Annotated in this window: 29 protein-coding genes and 1 riboswitch; of the genes, 9 read left to right on the top strand and 20 right to left on the bottom strand. The window is 40.7% G+C overall.

What is annotated here, in order from left to right; translation table 11 throughout:
• Positions 1–13: 13 nt before the first annotated feature.
• The 5 genes from ribE to V6B33_RS16225 all read right to left on the bottom strand — a co-directional run bounded on the left by ribE (position 14) and on the right by V6B33_RS16225 (position 4939).
• Positions 14–670, bottom strand: coding sequence for a riboflavin synthase (ribE, locus tag V6B33_RS16245; RefSeq protein ID WP_334218799.1), 657 nt, complete (start codon positions 668–670; stop codon positions 14–16).
• Positions 671–692: 22 nt separating this feature from the next.
• Positions 693–1781 carry a bifunctional diaminohydroxyphosphoribosylaminopyrimidine deaminase/5-amino-6-(5-phosphoribosylamino)uracil reductase RibD gene (gene ribD / locus V6B33_RS16240; RefSeq protein ID WP_334218798.1) on the bottom strand — a complete coding sequence of 363 codons (1089 nt, stop codon included), beginning with the start codon at positions 1779–1781 and terminating at the stop codon, positions 693–695.
• 160 nt (positions 1782–1941) lie between these two features.
• Positions 1942–2087, bottom strand: a riboswitch (FMN riboswitch).
• A gap of 524 nt (positions 2088–2611) precedes the next feature.
• On the bottom strand, positions 2612–3310 hold the full coding sequence (locus tag V6B33_RS16235) for a hypothetical protein (RefSeq protein ID WP_334218797.1): 699 nt from the start codon (positions 3308–3310) through the stop codon (positions 2612–2614).
• A gap of 158 nt (positions 3311–3468) precedes the next feature.
• A complete protein-coding gene (locus V6B33_RS16230; protein ID WP_334218796.1) occupies positions 3469–4458 on the bottom strand; it encodes a helix-turn-helix transcriptional regulator in 990 nt (329 codons plus the stop codon).
• A 157-nt stretch (positions 4459–4615) separates the two neighbouring features.
• Positions 4616–4939 carry a DUF4870 domain-containing protein gene (locus V6B33_RS16225; protein WP_334218795.1) on the bottom strand — a complete coding sequence of 108 codons (324 nt, stop codon included), beginning with the start codon at positions 4937–4939 and terminating at the stop codon, positions 4616–4618.
• Between the two features lie 188 nt (positions 4940–5127).
• Between V6B33_RS16225 and V6B33_RS16220 the strand changes: the two genes are divergently transcribed.
• The 4 genes from V6B33_RS16220 (at position 5128) to V6B33_RS16205 (ending at position 8553) form a co-directional block, all read left to right on the top strand.
• Positions 5128–5907 carry an undecaprenyl-diphosphate phosphatase gene (locus tag V6B33_RS16220; RefSeq protein ID WP_334218794.1) on the top strand — a complete coding sequence of 260 codons (780 nt, stop codon included), beginning with the start codon at positions 5128–5130 and terminating at the stop codon, positions 5905–5907.
• Between the two features lie 9 nt (positions 5908–5916).
• Entirely contained in the window at positions 5917–6516 is a 600-nt protein-coding gene (locus V6B33_RS16215; protein ID WP_334218829.1) for a DedA family protein, read from the top strand.
• Positions 6517–6584: 68 nt separating this feature from the next.
• Positions 6585–7715, top strand: a complete 1131-nt coding sequence (locus V6B33_RS16210; protein WP_334218793.1) for an amidohydrolase — start codon at positions 6585–6587, stop codon at positions 7713–7715.
• A 283-nt stretch (positions 7716–7998) separates the two neighbouring features.
• Positions 7999–8553 (top strand): GNAT family N-acetyltransferase, encoded by a 555-nt coding sequence (locus V6B33_RS16205; RefSeq protein ID WP_334218792.1) that lies wholly within the window; start codon positions 7999–8001, stop codon positions 8551–8553.
• A gap of 150 nt (positions 8554–8703) precedes the next feature.
• Here V6B33_RS16205 and V6B33_RS16200 read toward each other — a convergent pair whose 3' ends face one another.
• The gene (locus tag V6B33_RS16200) at positions 8704–8853 is read right to left on the bottom strand and encodes a DUF2639 domain-containing protein (RefSeq protein WP_334218791.1); all 150 of its coding nucleotides are present in this window, start codon (positions 8851–8853) and stop codon (positions 8704–8706) included.
• A 60-nt stretch (positions 8854–8913) separates the two neighbouring features.
• Positions 8914–9984, bottom strand: coding sequence for an undecaprenyldiphospho-muramoylpentapeptide beta-N-acetylglucosaminyltransferase (locus tag V6B33_RS16195; RefSeq protein WP_334218790.1), 1071 nt, complete (start codon positions 9982–9984; stop codon positions 8914–8916).
• Positions 9985–10228: 244 nt separating this feature from the next.
• Between V6B33_RS16195 and V6B33_RS16190 the strand changes: the two genes are divergently transcribed.
• Positions 10229–11599, top strand: coding sequence for an MATE family efflux transporter (locus tag V6B33_RS16190; RefSeq protein ID WP_334218789.1), 1371 nt, complete (start codon positions 10229–10231; stop codon positions 11597–11599).
• A gap of 37 nt (positions 11600–11636) precedes the next feature.
• On the opposite strand, the gene V6B33_RS16185 is transcribed toward V6B33_RS16190, so the two are convergent.
• From V6B33_RS16185 to V6B33_RS16170, 4 genes are all read right to left on the bottom strand, one after another.
• Positions 11637–12413, bottom strand: a complete 777-nt coding sequence (locus V6B33_RS16185) for an SDR family oxidoreductase (RefSeq protein WP_442915548.1) — start codon at positions 12411–12413, stop codon at positions 11637–11639.
• Positions 12414–12585: 172 nt separating this feature from the next.
• On the bottom strand, positions 12586–13356 hold the full coding sequence (locus V6B33_RS16180; RefSeq protein WP_334218788.1) for a CAP domain-containing protein: 771 nt from the start codon (positions 13354–13356) through the stop codon (positions 12586–12588).
• Positions 13357–13663: 307 nt separating this feature from the next.
• Positions 13664–14023: a sulfurtransferase gene (locus V6B33_RS16175; protein ID WP_334218787.1), complete on the bottom strand. Its 360-nt coding sequence runs from the start codon at positions 14021–14023 to the stop codon at positions 13664–13666.
• A 119-nt stretch (positions 14024–14142) separates the two neighbouring features.
• Positions 14143–14415 carry a hypothetical protein gene (locus tag V6B33_RS16170; protein WP_334218786.1) on the bottom strand — a complete coding sequence of 91 codons (273 nt, stop codon included), beginning with the start codon at positions 14413–14415 and terminating at the stop codon, positions 14143–14145.
• A gap of 69 nt (positions 14416–14484) precedes the next feature.
• Here V6B33_RS16170 and V6B33_RS16165 point away from each other — a divergent pair, with 69 nt between their 5' ends.
• Positions 14485–14730: a DNA alkylation repair protein gene (locus tag V6B33_RS16165; RefSeq protein WP_334218785.1), complete on the top strand. Its 246-nt coding sequence runs from the start codon at positions 14485–14487 to the stop codon at positions 14728–14730.
• Positions 14731–14789: 59 nt separating this feature from the next.
• On the opposite strand, the gene V6B33_RS16160 is transcribed toward V6B33_RS16165, so the two are convergent.
• Entirely contained in the window at positions 14790–15707 is a 918-nt protein-coding gene (locus tag V6B33_RS16160) for a CobW family GTP-binding protein (RefSeq protein WP_334218784.1), read from the bottom strand.
• 160 nt (positions 15708–15867) lie between these two features.
• Between V6B33_RS16160 and V6B33_RS16155 the strand changes: the two genes are divergently transcribed.
• On the top strand, positions 15868–16593 hold the full coding sequence (locus V6B33_RS16155; protein WP_334218783.1) for an AlbA family DNA-binding domain-containing protein: 726 nt from the start codon (positions 15868–15870) through the stop codon (positions 16591–16593).
• Between the two features lie 106 nt (positions 16594–16699).
• On the opposite strand, the gene V6B33_RS16150 is transcribed toward V6B33_RS16155, so the two are convergent.
• The 4 genes from V6B33_RS16150 to deoD all read right to left on the bottom strand — a co-directional run bounded on the left by V6B33_RS16150 (position 16700) and on the right by deoD (position 20761).
• A complete protein-coding gene (locus tag V6B33_RS16150) occupies positions 16700–18184 on the bottom strand; it encodes a S41 family peptidase (RefSeq protein WP_334218782.1) in 1485 nt (494 codons plus the stop codon).
• An 87-nt stretch (positions 18185–18271) separates the two neighbouring features.
• On the bottom strand, positions 18272–18865 hold the full coding sequence (locus V6B33_RS16145; protein WP_334218781.1) for a YitT family protein: 594 nt from the start codon (positions 18863–18865) through the stop codon (positions 18272–18274).
• 181 nt (positions 18866–19046) lie between these two features.
• Positions 19047–19904, bottom strand: a complete 858-nt coding sequence (locus tag V6B33_RS16140) for a M15 family metallopeptidase (RefSeq protein ID WP_334218780.1) — start codon at positions 19902–19904, stop codon at positions 19047–19049.
• A 152-nt stretch (positions 19905–20056) separates the two neighbouring features.
• Positions 20057–20761, bottom strand: a complete 705-nt coding sequence (deoD, locus tag V6B33_RS16135) for a purine-nucleoside phosphorylase (protein WP_334218779.1) — start codon at positions 20759–20761, stop codon at positions 20057–20059.
• A 133-nt stretch (positions 20762–20894) separates the two neighbouring features.
• On the opposite strand from deoD, the gene V6B33_RS16130 reads away from it, so the two are divergent.
• Together V6B33_RS16130 and V6B33_RS16125 are read left to right on the top strand one after the other, a co-directional pair.
• Positions 20895–21017 (top strand): hypothetical protein, encoded by a 123-nt coding sequence (locus V6B33_RS16130; RefSeq protein ID WP_334218778.1) that lies wholly within the window; start codon positions 20895–20897, stop codon positions 21015–21017.
• Between the two features lie 14 nt (positions 21018–21031).
• Entirely contained in the window at positions 21032–21178 is a 147-nt protein-coding gene (locus tag V6B33_RS16125) for a hypothetical protein (protein ID WP_334218832.1), read from the top strand.
• 54 nt (positions 21179–21232) lie between these two features.
• On the opposite strand, the gene V6B33_RS16120 is transcribed toward V6B33_RS16125, so the two are convergent.
• From V6B33_RS16120 to V6B33_RS16105, 4 genes are all read right to left on the bottom strand, one after another.
• On the bottom strand, positions 21233–21553 hold the full coding sequence (locus V6B33_RS16120) for a YodL domain-containing protein (protein WP_334218777.1): 321 nt from the start codon (positions 21551–21553) through the stop codon (positions 21233–21235).
• 92 nt (positions 21554–21645) lie between these two features.
• Positions 21646–22416 carry a sporulation protein gene (locus V6B33_RS16115; RefSeq protein WP_334218776.1) on the bottom strand — a complete coding sequence of 257 codons (771 nt, stop codon included), beginning with the start codon at positions 22414–22416 and terminating at the stop codon, positions 21646–21648.
• A gap of 16 nt (positions 22417–22432) precedes the next feature.
• Complete coding sequence (locus V6B33_RS16110) at positions 22433–23155, bottom strand: protein kinase family protein (RefSeq protein ID WP_334218775.1); 723 nt, start codon at positions 23153–23155, stop codon at positions 22433–22435.
• 83 nt (positions 23156–23238) lie between these two features.
• Entirely contained in the window at positions 23239–23406 is a 168-nt protein-coding gene (locus tag V6B33_RS16105; RefSeq protein ID WP_334218774.1) for a hypothetical protein, read from the bottom strand.
• Positions 23407–23554 lie beyond the last annotated feature (148 nt).

Below are 23554 nucleotides of genomic sequence, written 5' to 3'. Positions count from 1 at the left end.
AACTCCTCCTCTTTTAGTCAGCAAAACCGTGTTGACTCAAAAAATCATAATTTATAGTACTCGGGGTACTTTTAGAACCATTAACCCTTTCATAAAAGCGGTGAAAGTACTTTGCCATCACGTCGCATTCCAGGTTGACAGTCTCACCTGTCTTCTTTTCACCTAGAATTGTATCTCCCCTGGTTTGGGGAATAAGGGAAACCGTGATGGAATCGTCGTTCACCCCAAAAACAGTCAAGGACGTACCGTCTATTGCCACCGACCCTTTCATGATAAAGAAATGGGAGAGTTCTTCAGGGATGGAAATGTCGATATAAACAGCATTCTCCACTTGTGCAAGTCTCTTTATCGTCCCTATTCCGTCTACATGTCCGTTAACAAAGTGACCGCCAAATCGTCCTCCCGCAGCCATGGCTCTTTCCAAATTGACATGGGAGCCACCAGACAAGTCTCTCAGTGTCGTTCCAGCGAAAGTTTCCGGCATGACGTCGACTTGGAACAGCCTTTTCGAAAAAGAGGTAACCGTCAAGCATACTCCGTTCACACTTATACTGTCTCCAATGTGCACATCTTTCAAGACCTTATCTGCCGCAATTGTTAATGTCATGGATGCAGCCGATTTCTTTATTTGTTCAAGTTTTCCTATTTCTTCTATTATTCCGGTGAACAAGCCCTCTTCCTCCTTTCATGCTTTATGGATTTTTTGGAACAGCTGTAATTTTGATATCTTCTCCTATGGACATGACAGAATTGATTTTCATTTCCATCCCTTCTGCAATCGTTTCAAAGCCGCTTCCTCCGAAGCTTGTAAAAGCCTTTGTGCCGCCTACCAGCTTTGGGGCCATATACACGATAAGTTCCTGAAATGCCCTCTCTTTAAGAAATGAGCCGTGGACCAGGGAACCGCCTTCCACATATAAAGATTGAATCGACCTTCTTCCCAGCTCTCTTAACAAGGAATGCAGCCTGATCTTCTCTTCAGGAAGTGAAATTACTTCACATCCTGCTTCTATGAAAGGAATTTTTTTGTCATCCTTTACTGCCGTGCTTGTAACGATAAGAGTCTTGCTCTCCTTGTTCTTTACAACATGCGTTTCTAAAGGTGTTCTTAAATGAGTATCCAAGATTATTCGAATGGGGTTTTTTCCACCTTGGGGCAAACGGGTGGTAAGGTGCGGATTATCGCGGATGATGGTATTGACTCCAACTAATATCGCGTCATGCCGGTGACGATCGAAGTGGACGTCCAGTCTTGATTCTTCGGAAGTGATCCATTTACTGTCTCCAGAAGATGCAGCAGTCTTGCCGTCCAGTGTAACGGCGGATTTCAAGGTCACATAAGGTGTTTGATGCCTCATAAAATGAAAGAAGTGCTTGTTGAGTTCCAACGCTTCATCGCGGCATGTTCCTACATGTACCTCAATTCCTTCGTTTCTTAATTGTTCTATGCCTTTGCCTGAAACCAATGGATTGGGATCTGTGGATGCGACGAACACTCTTTTTATACCGCTCGAGATAATGAGCTGTGCACATGGTGGTGTTTTCCCATAGTGGGAGCATGGTTCCAGCGTCACATATATGTCCGCACCTGCTGCCTTTTCTCCAGCTGCTTGAATGGCATGTACTTCTGCGTGTCCTTCCCCGGCTTTCAAATGGGCTCCGATACCGGCGATCGCTCCATCTTTCACTACGACTGCTCCGACTGCAGGGTTTGGTGATGTTTGTCCCTGTGTGGCTTTGGCCATATTAATGGCAAGTTCCATATAATCTGAGTGTTTCATTCGTTAACCCCCTTTCCTGATAAAAATAAAACCCCAAGTAATTAAACTTGGGGAGATCGGCATGACAAATAAAGTATTTAATGATCAATTTCTGATAATAAAAACTCCATCTATCCTTGATTGGTCAATGACGTATTATTACTTAATCATGTAAATACTGCCTTTCCTTCTCCCATCCAGACTATCACTGTCGGCTTTGGAGTTTCACCAAATCCACCGTCTGACCTTCAGTCAGCCGGGTCACGGACTGAGAGCATGCTGCTCATCACCGCCGGTAGGGAATTTCACCCTGCCCCGAAGGAAACCTATTCGATTATCATTATTCTATCATAGTTTCTCCCGTGCATCACGCAAGATGCTTATTATTTTGATTTTTTCCTGAATGGCAAGATTCAAACAGGTTAAACATCACTTTTTCAAAAGAAAAATGCTCCCATAACGGAAGCATTCACTCTTTCCTATATTAACTTTCTGCACTCTTGCGCACAATGGAAACACGCTTTTGCACAGTCCTGACAGTGCCTGTGATCATGTGATTTGCACTCAGAACCGCAAGCTTCACAGATCTCAGCACATAAATGCAAGATCCCAGTCACAAATTTGCTGCTCCGTTGGATGGCATTGATTGAGTAGCCACAGATTTCCGCACAGTCGCGGTCGAGCTCTATGCACCGCATTATCGGCAGTTCTTCTTTTAAACTCGCATGATAACAAATATTGCAAGCTTCCATGCACCTTTCAAGTGCTGTGAGAACTTCCTTATAGGCTGCATTCATTTCCCTCACCTCCGTTACCCTTTTTAGCGTCCCCTATCCAACTTAAAGGATAACCTACGATGTAAGAAAATAATCACGGTCCACCAGCCAGAGAAAAATGAGCAGCCAGTCATCTGATTCAGAATACGCTTCATAAAAAGTAATATAGCTGTGGTGACTATCGAACAGCTTTTGAAAGCTTTGGGGGAGAAAGCCTTTTTGTAGTGAGAGTTTGTTTACCCCCTGATAATTCAGTATCCATCGTTTATTACCCTTATAAAGGAGGATCGTCTCGCTTCTTTTTTCATTTCTCCATTCAACGGCAGTGGTGCTGTGATATTTCAACCTGAAATCAAACCTGTCACCTTCATGGGCTATCGCAATCCGCCTGCTCCATTTACAGATCGAAAGGGATTTATTGTTTTTTCTGTGAAAGATAAAATGCTTAGGGTTATTAATTATTGAATGTCGTTGAAGCGAGTATTGCGACCATCCATTCGATTTCAAATAGAAAAAGCCTTCTTTCGTATTGATTCCGATCAATGAATGGCTGGAAGCGGGAATATTTTCGTAAAACAATCTCCGTGCTTTCTCGATCTCTTTTTTCATACTATAGCTTAAATACAGGTTGGTCAGTGCAGGAATGAATAGCAGGAGGGGGAAGTAATAGAGTGTTTTCACGACAAATAACATCCCCACACCCATCATGAAGTACATCACGCTATGATAAAGGAGGGTATTTTGTTCATTCTTATAAATATGATAAAGGTTCATGAAATGCTCGTCCTTTCCACGAATCACTACCATATTTATGTTCGTATTTTAGAAAAAAGACCCTTTATCGAAAGTAAAAAGGGAAAACATATTGTCCGGGGAAGGAAACTTCACCATACATAAAAAGCCTGCTGTTTAATAACAGCAGACGATTTCTATTATTCATACAGTTTATTCATGCGGGAGACTTCTTCTTTGACCGTCTCGTATAGTGGAGCAGGCGATATGACATTTGCCTGCGACCCGAAGTTCAGTATCCAATTGATCAGCCCTCCGCTCACCCTCGCTTTGACTGATAAGATGAAATGATCTTCATCATGCTTTTGAATATCCACATCCTTGCCGAACTTGTCGATAATCACATTGATGAGGTGATTTTTAAATTTAATTTTGATCCATTCCTCATCACCTGCAAACATATGAAAGGTCGACTGTACATATTTAGATACATCAAACGATTCGTATGGGAAAGATTCATTCATGATATTCACATTCCGCAGCCGGTCAACCCGGTAATGACGGATTTCACCAGCCTCGTAATAATAGGCGATCAGATAATAGAAGTCATTGGCCCAGGTTAAAGCATATGGCTTCACTTTATACAGGCTGCCGTCATGGCTTAGTTTGAAGTTCTTATCCATGTCGTACCGTCCATATTGAAACGTGATGATCCTCCGTTCCGATATAGCCTGATGAAGGTCATGAATCGCCAATCTGATAAACGGGCTTTCACTCTTTATTGATGAATCAACCTGAATCTCATTCTGGAGTTTTTTTCCTTGATGTGAGCTCGTGAGCTTTCTGATTTTACCGATCAACTGACGGGTTTCCTGTCTGGTAATGAATTTCGCTGATACAACTGCATCCACCAGCATACGGAGTTCGTATAATTCAAAGAGTCGGTACTGATGGCTGTAGAACTTTGGCAGCCCGTCCTTTTCCTGATTGATGGTAACATCAAAAGAATGATTGATCAGATGATTGATATCATCTTTTAAGGAATTTTTATTGAGTTTCACATCCGGTCCGTAGATCTGTTTGAACCGCAGTATGAGTTCATCTAAACTCAGCTCATGATCTTCATCTGTTTCTTGGGTAAAGATGGTCATTAATCTCAGCAATCTTTCTTTGTTATCAATCCTCGTCATAATCTTCCCCTCTCCTCAAGCCTCGTCATCTATCAATTTATGTATTTGAGAAGTTATTTTAATATAAATTATCAAGTTTCAGCATCAATTGTCAACATAATTCCAATAAATGAGCAAGAGCTCACAGCTTTGATCAGCCATGAGCCCTTCTTAATCCTTATTTAAAGAAATGAATAACGGTGGGAATGCGGTAATGCTCTCCCTCGTATGCTTTAATTGCTGCTAATATTGTAAAGATTATGGCCAGAATCCCTACAATCGGGGCAATGACCAGTCCAATCAGCACAATGATCAGAATCGAACTGATGATTCCATAAATTGTATATGAAATCAGAAAGTTAAGATATTCTTTCCCATGATGATCAACAAATCCAGATTCATCTTTTTTCAAAAGCCAAATGATGACCGGTCCGATAAAAACAGTAAAAAAACTTGATACATAAATGAGTGCAGCCATCAATCTTTCATCTTTTGTCGGCATTTTCTTCCTCCTTACTGGAACCTTCCTATAACACTTCACCTTATACTTACGTTCTTCAACTGCCAAAGTTTCATTTTATCAATAATTTATTCCAATCAGTTAACTTCTTCATGAAACACAGCTGAAGTGAATATACGTTAAGTGAGGAGGTTTGTCCAAAGTATTCTTAAAGAAAGGTTCGATGTAAAATGGATAAATTTGAAGCATTTATTCTGGGAATCATTCAAGGGTTAACCGAATTTCTTCCAATATCAAGTACAGGGCACTTATTTCTGGGCAGATACGCCTTTGGATTGGAAGAAGCCGGTTTATTCCTTGATACCATGCTGCATATCGGCACACTCGTTGCCGTTCTCGTTTTTTATCAAAAAGAACTTCTCCATATGATCAAACACCCTTTTAGTAAACTTTCATGGATACTTGTGATCGGGACGATACCGGCTGTGATCATCGGTCTATTATTTGAAGATTACTTTGATGCGATTTCCAAAAGCGGATCTACAATCGGATGGGAGTTTATAGCAACCGGATTGATCATGTTCATGGCTGACGGGGTAAAAAACGGTCATAAGAAACTGGAGGATATCAACTACACCGATGCTTTGATAATCGGGAGCTTCCAGGCTGCAGCGATTTTCCCGGCTCTCTCAAGATCGGGTCTTACCATTGCAGCTGGTTTATTTAGAAAACTTGATCGAGAAACAGCGGCTTATTTCTCTTTCCTTCTCTCTACACCGGCAATTCTCGGGGGAATTATTTTTCAAGGAAGAGAAATGTTCAGCGGCCATGTTGAAGCGATTCCGTTTACAAGCTTGGCCGTCGGGACGGTCACAGCTGCTGTATTTGGTTATCTTGCTATCCTTTCCATGGTCAACTACTTAAAAAAGCACTCGTTAAAACTTTTTTCTTATTATGTATGGACTTTGGGGATACTGATCCTCATCCTGCAATATTCAGGCGTAATGTAGGAGGTAATGATGAATCACGAATGGTTGGTCTCTTTACTCACGGTATTAACGGATTGGGGTTATATCGGAATTGCACTCGCTTTGATGATCGAGGTCATTCCCAGCGAGCTTGTGTTAAGTTATGCGGGATTCATGGTCAGTTCGGGAAAGCTTTCCTTCATTGGGGCTTTTCTTGGAGGTGTTATCGGAGGGACTGCGGCTCAGCTGTTTCTTTACTGGCTCGGTTATTACGGCGGAAGACCATTTTTTAAGAAATACGGTAAATATCTATTTATATCTGAAAAGCATATCGAATCTGCAGAAACATGGTTTAACCGTTATGGCACAATTGTTATCTTCACTGCGCGGTTCATTCCGGTGGTGCGGCATGCCATCAGTATTCCGGCAGGAATCAGCAGGATGTCTTTGACAGCTTTCACACTTTATACGTTTGCAGCCATGCTTCCGTGGACACTGCTGTTTATGATCATCGGAATGGAGCTCGGTATACATTGGGAACATATTGAGGTGACAGGAGTTAGATACATCAGACCTTTAAGTTTAATTGCAATCACAGCAATATGTTTTTATCTGTTATTTTCATATTTTCGAAATAAAAAGAAAGCCTGACTTCTCTTTTCGCAAAAAAGTGATTAGAATAGGAGTCATATACTACCCGAAATATGAAAGGATTTATTATGAATTCAATACTTTTAATGAATGCAGCCATTTATCCGATTTCTTCATCACCCGTACCAAATGGTTCCATCTTCATTTCTGATGGGAAAATCAAGCAAATTTATCAACATAAATTAGATATCCCGCCCAATATCAGAGTGATTGACTGCCGAGGGAAATATATTTTTCCGGGATTCATCGATACTCATACGCACTTGGGTTTATATGACGAGGGAACAGGCTGGGCGGGAAATGATGCAAACGAAACAATCGAACCAATGACCCCCCATATCCGTGCTTTCGACGGGGTTTACCCGCTTGATCCGGGTTTTCAGGATGCACTTAAATATGGAGTTACTGCTGTGAATGTGATGCCTGGCAGTGCCAATGTCATCGGAGGAACTACTTCTGTCATTAAAACGCACGGTTCATCCATACGGTCCATGATGATCAAGGAGACTTCAGGATTGAAGCTCGCCCTGGGTGAAAACCCGAAGCGTATACACAGTACTGGAAATAATGATTCAATTACGAGAATGGGCATCATGGGAATGCTTCGGGAGGCATTCTTCTCAGCCAAATATTGTGACCAGCCTGAGGAATTGAGAGTGGCACCTCTTGTCTCTGCTTTAAAAAAGGATATTCCGGTAAGGATCCATGCTCACCGGGCAGATGATATCCTCTCTGCCATTCGTTTTGCAGAAGAATTCGATTTGGATTTAAGGATTGAACACTGTACAGAAGGTCATCTTATTGCTGATGAAATGAAAGGCAGAAATTTAAAAGTGGCCGTGGGACCGACATTTACACGCCGATCAAAAGTAGAACTGAAGAATAAAAGCTGGATCACATATCAAAAACTGACAGAAGCAGGCGTGGAAGTGTCGATTACGACTGATCATCCTTACACGCCGATCCAGTACTTGAACATGTGTGCAGCTATAGCGGTGCGGGAAGGTCTTGACGAAAGTAAGGCTCTGGAAGGGATTACACTTCTTCCAGCTAAAAACCTGGGGGTGGACGATCGAATCGGCTCTCTGGAAGCCGGGAAAGATGCGGATTTGGTGGTGTGGAGCCATCATCCTTTCCACTTTATGGCCAAGCCGATTTTCACGTTTGTAAATGGTGAAATCGCATATCAAAATTTGTAGAAATTTGTTATATTTTTTTAGCGAAATTGAGCATTTTTCCTATTCCCTTTTTATATAATTTCATATATGATACAGAAGGATATTTATTTCCGATTACAATGTTCTTTAAGCTCGATCTATTTATAATAGAGCGATTGTAATGGAGGGAAGGCAAAAGGTGCGCCACCAGTTTCTTGACTGGTCTTAGTGGGTTCGATTCCCACCCCGAAATTTTTTAGTTAACTTTTAAAAATTTCGAGGGTGGGATCGTACGCAAGTAGACTGCCCTCAAGGAGGGTCTACTATGATCAAGAAACGTGATTTACAGGACTGTCATGCTCTGTATGACTTGATGGTGCACCCGGATGTCTTCCCTTTTGTGCGTCAAAAAGCGTACTCACATGATGAGTTTCTCTTTTTAACAAAGCAGACAATCGAAGCGGAGGAGCGTGGCGAGCTGATCTCACGCACCATCATCGATGAATGGGGCAATGCCATCGGTACCATTAATTTATTCGATATCCAGGAAAACGCAGGGTTTCTGGGGACCTGGATCGGCAAGTCTTTCCATGGCAAGGGATATAACAAGCCTGCGAAAGATGCATTTTTTCATGAGCTTTTTTATGAGCTGGGTATGGAAACGATCTTTATGAGAATTCGAAAAATCAATACCCGTTCACAAAAAGCTGCACAAAAATTACCTTACGTCGTGAATGCCAACGAAACAAGAAAAGCTCTTTATGATCAATTAAATGCAGCTGAAGATGTTTATGATCTTTATGAAATCCCTAAAGATTTGTATACACTTCATTTGTATCAAGCTGCGGAAGAACAGGAAGAGCAGGCTATGGAAGCTTAATATGTATCAAAAAGTCAGATAAGCCTATCCGGCTGCCAATTTTGGCAGTCGTTTTTTTGATTTTCCAGGTTGTTTTGAATCTAAAGAATCCTTTACCAACAAATAGCCGGCTTCTGTGTTTTCTCAGAAACACAAGAGCCGGCATTTTTATTATTTCTTCTTCGCAAGTTTTTCAAAATATAAATTTCTTACAACAAAGGTTTTATAGCTTTCAAGTTTTCGTTTATCCACTGGATGATAATTGTAGCCCATTTTTTTAAGCTCTTTTATATACCATCCTTTTGAATATTGATAACTCATACCCATCCTCTCCCCTTCGCCTATTCATACACTATATGCGCGAAGGAAGAGATTAAGTTATCATTTTGACATAGCGGCAAGTTCCTGATACATGTCCTTTATCGTATATGCCTTCTGTCCACTTCTCATGTTTGAAAGGATTTCTTCACCGCTTCCTTTCAACTCATTGACTTTATTGATAAAGCTTTCTCTTGTCAGTTCTTCTTCTTCAAGTTTCAACGCATACCCATGCCCTGCAAAAGAGTCGGCATTTAAGATCTGGTCCCCCCTGCTTGCCTCCCTGGAAAGCGGAATGAGAAGCATGGGCTTCTTCAATGCCAAAAATTCAAAAATGGAATTCGATCCCGCACGTGAAATGACAAAATCGGTCATCGCTAAATAATGGGGAAGTTCGCCTTTAATAAATTCATATTGCCTATAGCCCTTTTGAATAGCTTGTTCTTCAATATTCCCCTTACCGCAAATATGGATGATTTGAAATTGAGCTAACAGGTCCTCGAGATTTTCTCTTACCGCTTCGTTGATCTTTCTCGCTCCTAAGCTGCCACCCATGATCATCAGCACAGGTTTTTCTTCATAAAACCCTGATAGTCGTTTTCCTTCAGCTGCATCACCTTTGAATAATTCTTCCCGGATGATGGCACCGGCGCATATTGATTTTTCCTGCGGGAGTGTCTTTACCGTTTCAGGGAATGTCGTGAATATTTTTGTTGCGAAAGGGACTGCCAGTTTATTGGCTAAACCTGGGGTGACATCTGATTCATGGATGGCAACGGGCACCTTTGCCATTTTGGCTGCCATTACAACCGGCACAGATACAAATCCGCCTTTAGAAAAGATGATATCCGGTTTGGATTTGCGGATCACCAATAATGCCTCCATTACTCCTTTCATAACCCTGAAGGGATCGGTAAAATTCTTCCACGAGAAATAGCGGCGCAGCTTTCCGCTCGAAATGCTTTTATATGGAATATGCGGAAACTGATCAATAATGATTTCTTTCTCTATCCCGTCTTCAGATCCTATATAGGTCACTTTCCATCCTTCACTTTCAAAATGAGGAATCAAGGCTGTGTTTACCGTAACGTGCCCAGCAGACCCTCCACCAGTAAATAAAATATGTTTATTCATGTATATGTACTCCTATCCAGTCGTTATCGCTTATCTTTTTTAACTATCCATATACACTTTATCAAAAATGCGCTTCGGATAGAACAATGAATTATTCTTTCCTCTTATTCCCTGCTCAAACAGAAACCTTTAAAAAGCTTTTTCGTACTTACTTTCCAACTAATATGATACAGTATGATAGTGTATTTAGTGATTGCATCGATTTATCAACGTTTGCAGCAAATGAACATAAGGAGTCAGGCATATGAAACAGACATACAGTATAAAGGGAAAACTGTCACAGTTTTCGTTTATCTTAGTTCCTATACTGATCACTCAACTCGGCATGTTCTCCATGAATTTCTTTGATACGATCATGTCCGGACAATTCTCTCCGAATGATCTGGCAGGAGTCGCAATCGGCTCTTCGCTCTGGGTGCCAGTCTTTACAGGTCTTAGCGGTATTTTACTGTCGGTAACCCCGATCGTCGCACAATTGATTGGCGGGGGACAAAAGAGAGAAGTTCCCCATACTGTTTTTCAGGGAGTCTATGCGGCAATTCTTCTGTCACTTCTTGTCATGGGTATAGGTATGATCGTTCTAGATCCCATCCTGAACGGCATGAACCTTGACGAAAATGTACACCGTGTCGCCAAAGATTATTTGATCGCGTTATCAATCGGGATGATTCCCTTATTCATCTTCAATGTTTTGCGATCTTTTATTGATGCACTCGGTTTGACAAGAGTGACTATGTTCATCACCCTGTTATCTCTTCCGATCAACGTAATACTGAATTATATCTTCATATTTGGAAAACTTGGTCTGCCTGAACTTGGCGGGGTAGGAGCAGGTTACGCTTCTGCGATTACTTATTGGATTATTACGCTCATAGCTTTCTGGATCATCCATACAAAAAGTCCATTTCAGGATTTCCAAATATTCATCACGATGCAGAAACCAAATTTCAGTAAGTGGAAAGAAATATTTAAAATCGGTGTACCCATCGGTTTATCCATATTTTTTGAGGTCAGCATTTTCTCTGCCGTTACATTGCTGATGAGTGAATATAAAACTGCAGTCATCGCCGCACACCAGGCAGCGCTCAATTTCGCATCATTTTTATATATGATTCCGTTGAGTATATCAATGGCACTGACGATTGTAGTGGGCTTTGAGGTTGGTGCAAAAAGGCTTAAAGATGCGAAAACATACAGCTGGATGGGGGTAAGTATCGCTCTTATTCTGGCCGTTCTGTATGGTGTGATTCTATATGGATTCAGAAATGAGATTTCGCATCTCTATAGTGATGATGCATATGTCCTGGAGCTTATCGGCCATTTTCTATTGTATGCGGTCTTCTTTCAGCTTTCTGATGCGATACAGGCTCCTGTCCAGGGGGCGCTCCGAGGCTATAAGGATGTGAATATCACCTTTATCATGGCGCTGATCTCCTATTGGGTGATCGGACTTCCGCTCGGCTATCTATTGGCAAACTTCACAGAGTTAGGACCTTACGGCTACTGGCTTGGTCTTACTTCAGGATTGACAGCAGGCGCTTTGACTCTATCGGGAAGACTGCTTGTCATTCAAAAGAGATTCAGAAAAGAGTACACGACGAGATTGAAATCATAACAAAGAAGATTCGCCCGATCACTGAGCGAATCTTTTTTTAATTATGAAATACTTTCCCGAGGACATCTTTGCCTCCTGTAACAGGTATAACTGCTCCTGTTATAAAATCAGAGTCTTCCCTGCAAAGAAATTCTACTACCCTCGCTACATCTTGACCGGTACCAGGACGACCGACCGGAGTGGCGGGATCCTTTCTCTCCTTTGCACGGACAATTTCGTCTTCTTTCCATTCCCCAACGATATCACCCGGACAAACCATGTTTGATGTAATTCCATTTTTGGCTTCTTCAATCGAAATCGTTTTCGTAAATGAAGCAAGCCCCGCCTTTGCAGCTGCAAAAGCAGAACGATAGACCCAGCCAGGGGAAGTTTCTACTCTGTCATAACCAAGTGTGATGATTCTTCCCCATTTCTTTTCTCTCATTTTCGGAATCATCAGCCGCGTCAAGTAAAAGACACTGTTGAGATTACCGTTTACTATGTAATTCCATTCTTCCGGGGAATATTCATCAAATGTCTTTCTTTCTTTGACATAGGGACCTGCATTATGGATCAAAATATCAATGCCTTCACATTGTTCATTTGTTATTTCCGCCATTTTTTCACAATCATCAGGATTTGAAACATCTCCTTTAACTGCAAAAACTTCATTATTGTATACACCGCGTAATTGCTTGACGAAATCATTCGCATATTCTACATCGCTTTTATAATTAATGAACACTTTGTATCCGTTTTTGGAAAATTCTATCGCTGTCCGGCTCCCTATACCTTTAGAACCCCCGGTTATCATAACTGATTTGTTCTTGCTCACCAACATCCACTCCAGAAAATCTTTATATTACCATACTAAGAATCATTTCAATGAATTGCAACTATTAGATGTTTATAGAAAAGTCGTGGAAACCATCCATGCTCATCTTTTATAGTCTCCGAATAAAAAAGAGCAGCCTCCGCTAAAGAGGCTGCTTCCATTCAATATCAGATTATTTTGAAATGAATTGTTGTGTCCAATAGTGTCCATCTTCAACATAACCTACACCGATATGAGTGTAATTAGAATTCATGATGTTTTTACGGTGACCTTCACTATTCATCCATGCCTGTACAACTTCTTCTGGAGTAGGCTGACCCATCGCAATATTTTCACCTGCTGAAGAATATTCGATACCGAATTGTTTCATCATATCAAAAGGTGAACCGTATGTCGGGCTGTCATGAGAGAAGTAGTTATTTGCTTGCATGTCGCGGGATTTTTCTTTTGCAACTTTACTTAACTCAGCATCCACTTCAAGTGCCGGAAGTCCTTGCTTTGCACGCTCCTGGTTTGTAAGTTCAACTACTTTTTGCTCATATTGACTTAACTCGCCAGTTTCTGCTGCAGGCTTCGCTTGCTGTTGTTCCTGAGCTTGAGGCTGAGCTTGTTGTTCCTGAGCCTTGGGCTGTGCTGGAGCTGGTGCTTCAGCTTCAGGTGCTTTTTGTTCAGGTGCAGGTGCTTCAGCTTTCGGTGCTTCCTGAGGTTGTGGCGTTTGACCCTTCAAGCAATCTTGAATATTAATATTCTGAGCATCCGCTCCATATTTTGATAGAATATCTTGAATATATTTATTTAAATCTTCTTGATTACCATTTAGTTGAAACGTTTTGACTTGAGTTTTAACTTGTTCTGGACTTGCAGCGTCAGCACTGCCTGCCGCTAATGGAGATGCTAATAATGTTAATGCTGTTGCTGCTGATAACAATTTTTTCTTGTTCATAAAGATGAATTCCTCCTTAGTGAATGTGTTGTTTTCTTGCTGCACATTCATCATAACACCCTTTAATTGTTACATTTACGGGAGGAATTGGTAATTGAGTTGAAATTGTTCATTTATGAAAAACAATTTATCTGGGAAGCTAGCAATCTTAGATAAATAAAGGATTTATTTTTTTAACTTACATTTCCGCAATAAGAATTTTTTTACTCAACGGCCTAAAATTTACCGCAAAAAGAATATTGACACCATTCGGGAGCGCGTCCTTTTGTAACGGATATTACAAATAGGTGTCAAAAATATAGGTATTTCACCCCATAGATAAGCTATCTTTGCATGGGTTGTCTCTTTCCATTCTTATATATCCCACTACCGCGAATCCCAAACCTCTTAATTGTCTGACCCCGACATTGCATTCAACGGAAGAATTACCAAGGACAATAATCTGACCGGCGGGAATTTCATGAGCATGACGCCTCAAGTATCCGCAAGGAATGGCTAAAGCCTGGTCGCAGGTTGATTTATATGACTCCTGATAATCCCTGACGTCGATGATGATATGAGAATCATCCAGATCCTTTCCTCTCAGTTCTTTAACACGCACTGGTGCATAACGGTAATAAAATGTATAGGAAAGCACACTAATAGTAAAAAACATTATTAACAGCATACTGTATCATCCTTTTCAAAAAACTAGTTGTATTATATACCTTACAGGGTATGAAGAAAAGGAAAAAGCCTTACAGTTTGATTATCTTTTTCTAATCAGCAGATGATCTATTCAACTCCTTAATTCAGTTGTTCCATTAATTCCATATGTAACCGAAGCAAGTCGATTTTACTTTCAGGTGATAATTGAGAATCCAAGATTCTTCTGGAGGACGATACATATTTATCATTCACCGGCTTTCTAACTCGAGGATGACTGTTTTCGTCGAGCAGTTCCCTTCTAATGGCATCTTTCAGGATATCCTCTGCGGCTTTGTCTCCAGTTTGCAGGATCCGATTCTTCCAAACGGTTCGATAATCTTCGAGCAAAAATTGAAATGTATCATTACACATAGTAAATCTCCTTTACATAATTTTGATTCAGCAGAGCATACTAAAAAAAAACAAGGATAGGTGATTCTTATGACTACACCGTATCGCTGTCCGAATTGCAGGACGAACCGGACAAGGTTTAACATCATTCAACAAGTACCGCAGAGTGTGAAATTGGATCCCCAATCAGGTCAGGTTGTTCAGCAATATGAGGAAGGCAGCCTCGATCCATTCCATCTCGCTTATAATGGTCCTGAACTAAAAGTGCAGTGTGCTGCGTGTGGATTGGTAGAAGATGAGATGACCTTCAAAAAATTCGGGGAAAATACACATTAACAGTAAAAGGGTTAACCATCTCGGTTAGCCCTTTTAGTATTGTGATCGACGCCTTTAGTTCACGTGTGATCGATTTCTTGAAGCCCTCGAATAATATCTGATTTATGTAATCCTTCACCAATGACGACAAAGTTAGTCTTATACTTCATATCAGCCTGCAAGAACAAAGGCATACCGTATGAATATTGAAACATTGTCGGATATTTATTGCCTCTAAGCGGTATGTACCCTTTCATTCTGTAAATTGTCTCTGGCTGCCGTTTAACCCATTTTTCAAACTTTTCACTGTCAACAGAACCCTTGAACGTGTAAACTACAGCTTGTAAGGTAAGGTGTTGGCCAATCGCAGCCCGGTCGTAATCATTGATTTCATTAATTGATTTCGATGAAAATATATCTTTCATCGATACTTTCGCATAATTCGTCATGAATATTTTTGCATTCGAATTCAGCTGCTGGAGTTCATAAACGAATCTTCCCTGTTCCATTTCGGTAAGCAGATCCATTTTATTCGCGATGATATATTGAGCATGCCTGATCTGTTCCCTCATTAAATGCAATACGGAAGGACTGAATCCCGACCTGTCTTTCCATTGCTTAGCATCCACGACTGTAATAATGCCCTTGAACTCAAATCTGTCTGCAAATAACGGGGAAAGAATTGAATCCACTACCTCTACAGGATGAGCAGCGCCTGTTGTCTCAATAATAAGTACATCGAATTGTTCGTTTACTAACAGCTCCTGTAATTGAGACTCTAATTTTTCAGAAATGGTACAGCAGATACACCCATCCAGCAGTTCCCGTAAAGCGGTGTCAGCTTCCACTGCATCACTGTCGATTGAAACATTCCCCAACTCGTTCATCAGAACAGCCGGTTTCTTACCTTCAACTTTTAAAGCCTGCAGCACTTCTTTCAATAAAGTGGTCTTCCCGCTCCCAAGAAATCCGGATAATATAAAGACTTCTTTCTTCATTTATTTGTCCCTTCCCTCTTCTCTTCGATCTTCACCTTTTCATTTTATATAAAATCTTAAGCAAATACAATGAAACGCCAATCCTATATTGTTTGTTCTAAGGGGAGACCGGACAGATATATAATAGAAGAAGACTGTTTTATGAAGGCGGGGATTTTCATTGTTCTATGAAAAAATAGTGCCTTTGAAACTAAGGGATTTCCTTAAGAATCCTTCGCATGAATCGTTAAAGGAGTTATTGCTTCATAATACGGGCGAAACCGATTATGTGGATTTCAAATCAGATTGGATCGAAATCTCAAAGCTTGCCAAACATGTATTAGCCATATCTAATTCGGGAGGCGGCTGCATCATCATCGGGGTTATGCAATATGATGATGGTTCTTTAGAGTTGAAAGGATTGACTGATGATGAATTCTTGGATAAAGCAGATGTGGATAATAAACTTCAGCATTTGCTTCCAAAATATTTACGTTACAGAACCGAGGATTTCATCTTTACAGAGGACATCCACCCCCTTTTAAACATGAAGCGTTTCCAGGTGCTGATTATTGATTACGATCCGAGATATGTCCCCTATACCTCTGTTGTAACAAGAGGAGAACTCCGCTATGGTGCCATCTATGTTCGCCAAGGGACAAAAACCATCGAAGCAACAAATGAACGACTTGTAGAGGTCATCCTGAGGAAAGTGCAATCCGGCGGTTCAGACAGTGACGAACGTTCACTCCAGGAACATTTGGAACACCTGAAAATTCTTCAATATGAATATGACCATACCGATGATGATAAATATAAACAATATTTACATCAGTTGATCGTGAGAAAGATGAAGCGTATCGAAAGCTACCTTGACCTCGACATATCAGAATTTTTTCCCTCCTGACGTTTACTTTATTTATTGAATGGCTATTTAACATTCTTTAAGTAACGGAAATGATTGTTATTCAAACAAAAAGATCTCAGGGGAAATTCCTGAGATCTTTTTGACATCATCTTTTTTTTAGAACCTCGACCGCTTTTTTGAATTGTGGATCATTTTCTTGAAGTTTCTGACGGAGCTGCTCCATGAGTCTCAGCGTGGTCTCTCCTTTGAGTACGCCGGTAACATCAAGTTTATTATTTTCCTGGAATTGCTCGACGGCACTCTTCGTATCCTCATCGAAAAAGCCGTCCACATTTCCCGGGTTGATTTCCAATGCTTTTAACATCTGTTCTGCTGTTTTCACTGAATCGGACATATCGCTTTCTTTTAACTCTTTATCAGGATTGATGAATGGCAGCTGTGCATAGTCAGGCATTTTCACTTCATAATCCGGGGTGATGCCTTTTTCATGAATCCAGTTCCCATCAGGGGTCAGCCATTTGGCGGTGGTGAATTTCATATTTGAACCATCTTCAAACGTCTCTGCTGTTTGGACAGTCCCTTTTCCAAACGTTTTCGTCCCAACCAATGGGATATCATTTGATTCACTGACTGCAGCAGCTAAAATTTCTGAAGCACTCGCACTTCCTTCATCCACGAGAATGGCTGTCGGTACATTCACTTTCTGACCGCCTTCAGACACATACTTCTCTACTTTGCCGTCATGGTTTTCAACCTGGAAGAGTACTTCGCCTTCAGGAACAAACAGATTGGAAATTTTGACTGCCTGCTCAAGAAGGCCACCTGGATTTTGTCTTAAGTCCAGGACAAGCTTCTTCATGCCTTTATCCTGCATCTCATTTATAGCATTGACCAATTCTTTATAAGTGTTTTCAGAGAAGCTGGTGATCTGGATTTCAGCTACTCCATTTCCCTTCATTTCAGCATAGACAGTTTCGATCGGGATCTCATCTCTTGTGATCGTAACTTCCATATTCCCTTCTTGCCCCGGGCGCTGGATCGTCAATGTTACCTTCGTTCCTTTCTCACCGCGGATTAAGAGTACGGCGTCGGTCACCGACATGCCTTGGATACTTTTACCATCGACCTTTATGATTTTATCATGAGGCTGTAAACCTGCTTTTTCGGCAGGAGATCCTTTAATTGGGGATACGATCGAGATATATCCATCTTTCTCTTGAATTTCAGCACCGATTCCTTCAAAAGATGATGAAATGCTTTCATCAAACTTTTTGGCCTCTTCCTGATTCATGTAATCGGAGTAAGGATCACCAACGCTCTCAATCATTCCATTGATTGCACCATTTACCAGTTTTTCCTGGTCGAGATCCTTATAATAATTTTCATTCAATTTATCATAAGCTTCGTACAGCTTGTTGAACTCTGCTCTTTCTGTGACGCCTACATTCACTGCCTTTTCATCCCCGAATGCCAACGCAAATGTCGTTATTCCAGCGGTAGCGAAAACGAGAAAAAAGAGGAGCATCACAAATTTGAATTTTTTTATTTTCAGATAGCTTGATTGATTTTCTTCTTGATGTACTGATTCTTCTTTTGTTTTATCTTGTTCCAAGGCTTCCACCACTTTCATTGCTATGTATCTTAAGAATTTCCGTTTAGAATATCATGAATATTCACGATGGGCAATCCCATAACTTCTTCATTTTATCAGCTTTTATCATTTAGCGAAAGGAATATCTCCATCACTATCTTTATCATGTGTCAAAATCGTGGTAAAAAAACCTACTGTACTAATGGCAAACAAAGAATACAAAAAAGACTCTGTTCCGATGATGGACCAGCCAATTAATACAACCATACTGTCAATTGCAAATATCAACTTGCCTACATTAAATCCAAAGCTTTTTCCAATCAGCTGTGCCAATAAGTCCGTTCCTCCGGTTGCTGAGTCAGCTCTCAGCATCAGGCCGATTCCCACCCCGACAAAAGTACCTCCAGTGAATGAGCTGAGTAATGGAGGAATGAGATACAGGTCGTGCCATTGATAAAAAAAATCAATCATAAACGAAGACATCCATAAACCGTGTATACTGTTATAAAAAAGGGATCTGTCCTTAAAAAAGGCAATCAAATAAAGTGGTATGCTCAAAAGGATGATTGTAAGTCCTGATTTAAATCCGAACCAATAATGAAAGATAAGTCCGATTCCAATCATGCCACCGTCCAAAAACTGGTGGGGAACAAAGAACAGATTAATTCCGATGCCTACCAGAATGCTTCCCGCCATTAAAATAAGAAATCCCTTCGCCATTGAAAATCCCCCATCCTAAAAAGACAACCTCTCCTATTATTGTTCTATGTTGGAAAAGCTTAAAAAAGTCTTCTATTTTCCCTGATTTTGAATTGAGGGGGGACAGGTAAATTGTATGGGTCAACTTGATTGTTTCCATATAAAAAAGGCAGAGAGCTTATTATGCTTCCTGCCTTCTTTACTAGATCTTTTTCACGTTTTTAAAATATTCTTCAAGGGTCCAGTCATTTTCATGGATGACTTTTGCAGCCTCAAGGCCAACATATCTGAAGTGCCATGGCTCATATTGGTATTTAGTAATATCCACTTTATCCTCTGGGTACCTTAAGATAAACCCAAATTTATAAGCATTTTCGGCAAGCCATTTCCCTTCCTTGGTTTCACCGAATTTGATATTCACCTGAAAATCATTGCTTTTACTTGAAATGTCCATTGCCAGCCCTGATTGATGCTCACTTTGACCGGGTGGAGCAACGGCCATAACGGCTTTTTCTTTTCCAAACTGCTCAATTTCACGATTTAGCAGCATTTCTTGGTAATCGTAAGAACGATATCCCGAAATGGCAGTAAGGTAGACTTGCTCAGTCTTCGCTGCTGCAAACATCTTCTCCAATTCTCTTGCAGCATCTTCACGGATATAAGCTTTCTCGAGTTCCTGATTACCAAAAACGAACGGAACATCCGGACGTACCAGATCGGAAGGTTTATACTCCCCAAGCGCAAATTCCTTGTTTACAAGCGCAAGGATATTGGCGGGATTCTGTATAACCTGTTTTCCATCCACTACCTTCACATCATTAAAGAAATGCGATTCCAATTGCAGCTCAGGGGGAACAGAATCTTCTTCGGGCTGCTGATTTGGTTCTTCTTTCGGGTTCTCTTCAGTAGGCCCTGTATTCTGACCGCCATCATCTTCAACAATTTCTTTCTTCTCTTCTGTCTCTTTGATGCCTAATAAATTCTTTGACCATTCTTGTGCTTGCTGACACCCAGATAATAGAACAAGGGAACCTGCAATAACCAGGATGACCTTTTTCATACTTTCACCTAGTTTCTCTTTATAGTACATCCATCATCTTAACACGAATCCTGCATCCTGTAATCAGGATAATCCTACTGTCTGCTGAATTGCTCCACAATAAAACTGCTTACTTTTCAGTAAGCAGTCAGTGAAAACGTTAACTTTCATAATTATTCCTTTATAGCCGCTTCCAGTGCCACTTCAATCATTTCATTGAATGTCGTTTGGCGCTCATCTGCTGAAGTCTCTTCCCCTGTCAGAATATGATCGCTTACAGTCAGAACAGAAAGAGCACTTCGCCCATATTTAGCGGCTAAAGTATAAAGTGCGGAAGTTTCCATTTCAATTGCGAGAATTCCATATTGAGCCCATTTTTCATGTTCCGCATTATCGTTATAGAACATATCAGCTGTAAATACATTACCAACCTTCAAGCTCAAACCCTTTTCGATGCCGCTGTCGTAAGCACGTTTCAATAAGTCAAAGTTGGCTGTTGGTGCATAATCGATTCCATTGAACGTTAAACGGTTCATCTGGGAATCTGTGGATGATGTCATGGCAAGAATGACATCGCGCACTTTCACATCCTTCTGAATAGCCCCGCATGTACCGACACGGATTAAGTTCTGCACATTATAGCTCTGCATCAGCTCATTGATATATATGGAGATGGAAGGCACACCCATACCCGTTCCCTGCACACTGATTCGTTTACCTTTGTACGTACCCGTGTACCCGAACATATTACGGACTTCGTTATAACATACCGGGTTTTCCAGGAAAGTTTCTGCTATATATTTTGCTCTTAACGGATCACCGGGAAGTAATACCGTTTCTGCAATTTCATTTTCATTTGCATTAATATGTATGCTCATCTTACTATTCCTCCTTATAAAGATTGCCTGAAGTAACATTGTAATCCTTTTCTTTTGCATATGCAACGATGCGGAAGCTTTATGGATAGGAAGCTGCCAACTGGTAAAACTAACGACAGAAGGAGGAATGGTCATGACAAAGGAAAAAATGAGCAAGAAGCTTCAGCAGGCTGTTCAGCATGCAAATGAAACAAACCCTTCTACTAAAAATCGTACTCAGCCTAACTCTTCAAGGACAGAAAGACAGAAATCTTGATCAGGGAGAGATGAATGATGGGTAAAAAACATAGAAACAGAATTAATTCACCAAAGAAAAACAATCATATATCTAAGGAAGTGCTCGACGCAGAGCATAATGCCCATGGTAAAGAACATGAAGCTGGAAAAAGAAAAAATGGGCCTGGTCACCATATTTAATCAACTTAAAAAGGAAAGACTCCTGATGGTGTCTTTCCTTTTTTGCTTAAGACTTTAATGAAGGAGAATACGATTCACCCTTTTCCAGCCATTGGGCTGTAGACGGTAGTAAAAGTGCCCCTTTCTGCCTTCGTCAATGAAAATAATATCCCTGGTGGCGATATATCTGCCATTGTAATCAGCAGGCATGAGGTCTGGAACATTGAAAATCCTGAACGTTTCGTAAAGGGCCTCTTCATGGGAATTTGCTTCTATTGAAATTCTATACACCTTCTGGTAGCCCTTTTCTTCCCCGTACTTGGGAGTCTGAAAAAGGGTTATGTCATATTTTGACCTCAGCATCCTTGGACGTTTGATTTTTTCGAGTAAAAGCATGAGCACCCCTCCGGTTTAGGTTGTACTCATAGTATTAAACAACGTCTTTGTCGAATCCTTCATCAAAAATTAAGAACCTTTGTCGAATTCAATCAAACAAATCTGCTGATTGCTTCCTTGAATTTTGTTGACAGATGAGGGATGTCGGAAGATCTTACCGTCATTTTCACCATCGACTCATCCATTTCAAGGGCTTCGGCCAAGAATCCTCCAAGTCCTCTTGCTCTGCGATCTACCTCGATCAGAACATCCGCCTGATCCTCGGACTGATTAAGGAACATTAATTCGATTTCGTCCAATGAACGTTGATACTGCCCGTTCACTGGAACAAATTCGAATTCCTGGATGAATGGGTATCTGCCTCTGAAACGACGCGGGGCCTGTTCACACTCGACTTTCCTTATCCTGAAGCCCAGATCCTGCACTGAATGCAGAATGGAGTCGATGAGGTTATTAGGAAGAATTTCAATATAGTCTTTGTCTTTTGGATCCACTGCGTTCTTTATATCCAGTCCCGTTGCAACCCACACTCTTGTATTGCCGTACGTAATCGGCGTTTCAAAGGGAAGGGTGAATGAAAAAGGAAACTCTTTCTTTTCATTTTCACCGATTGTAAAAGGATCTGAAATTTGAACCTTTTGAATCGGGGCATAATCTGTATATTTCTTATCATCCGACTCGCGAATATAAGTCGTGTAAAGGGTTAAATAAATCGAATCAATACTTTGGGAAGTACTTCCGCCTGTAATCTCAACTATCCCATTTGCTGTTTCACCGGCTTTATAGCTTGATTTCTCTAATTTCGTATCTACGGTTGCAGCACCAATACCAAATGAAGCAAATACTTTGTTAAAAAATGACATGTCCATTCCTCCAGTTTCAACGGTTTTTTTGAAAGTGATGTATTATTTTCATCATTTCCCCACGCGCTTCCTCCGCAGTTTCAAAAGGAGTACCGATTCTGAGCAGCTTTTGAAGAAGCACCCTGGTATCCTTCCTGATATTCAGTTCATCCTCCCAGCTTTTTTCCTTTTTTTCGTGTGGCACGTAGGATGAATACAGAAGGAATAACAGGAAGTGTCCCAGCGCATATAAATCACTTTTTGCAGTTTTTTCTCTCATATATTCCTTATGATGCCTGGGTTCTTTTTCAGGATTCTTTTCAATCTTACATGCCAGTCCGAAGTCGATGATGTACAATACCCCGTTATTCCATAATATATTCGGGATCCTTAAATCCCTGTGAACATACCCTTGCTGATGAATATAAATGATCAGATCGATTAATTTGAGACCTACGTCTAATGATTCTTCCTCTGAGTAAGTTTTTCCTTCTTTAAAAATCAAATCTTCGAACGTTTTTCCGTTCATTCTTTCCATGACGAAAAAGGGTGTTTTCATATGAAGTCCCGTTTCGTATAATGCCGGAAAATGAGGATGACTAAGTTCACCTAAGACAGAAGTTTCATTATCGATATATTGTCCATGATCGGAAAAAAGCTTTTTATAGGGACGGATTCTTTTCAGGATGGCCACTTTCCCTGTTTTGATATTTTGAACCGTATATGCAGTGCCGTAACTCCCTTTCCCCACGATATCCATAACCAGATACTCCCTGACTCTATCACCTTTATTCCAATTCATTTCAAAGCTGTCAACCAGCCTTCGAAACACAGAGCGTATCATCAGCTGCTGAAAAAGCTGGAAAAGTAACTTTTGCCCTTATATTTCTTCTTGTAATGATGATGACCGTAATGCTTATGTTTCTTATGCTTTTTCCATGAATCACTTGAACTGTAGTAACGGGGTTTCGAATGCGAACCCAATAAACTCTTCAATAGTTTCTTTAACATTGTTCTACCTCCAAATATTTAAGTTCATTCATGATTGCTACTACTATATACGGTTAGATTGCTCCATCGGTTTCATAAAAGTTGAACAAAAACAAAATATCCCGTCCCCCGGATCCTTTCAAGGATCCGGGGGACGGGATATTGATTA

The organism is Mangrovibacillus sp. Mu-81, from assembly GCF_036867415.1.
Classification (GTDB): domain Bacteria; phylum Bacillota; class Bacilli; order Bacillales; family Bacillaceae_B; genus Rossellomorea.
This window is presented reverse-complemented; position numbering and strand designations above follow the sequence as displayed.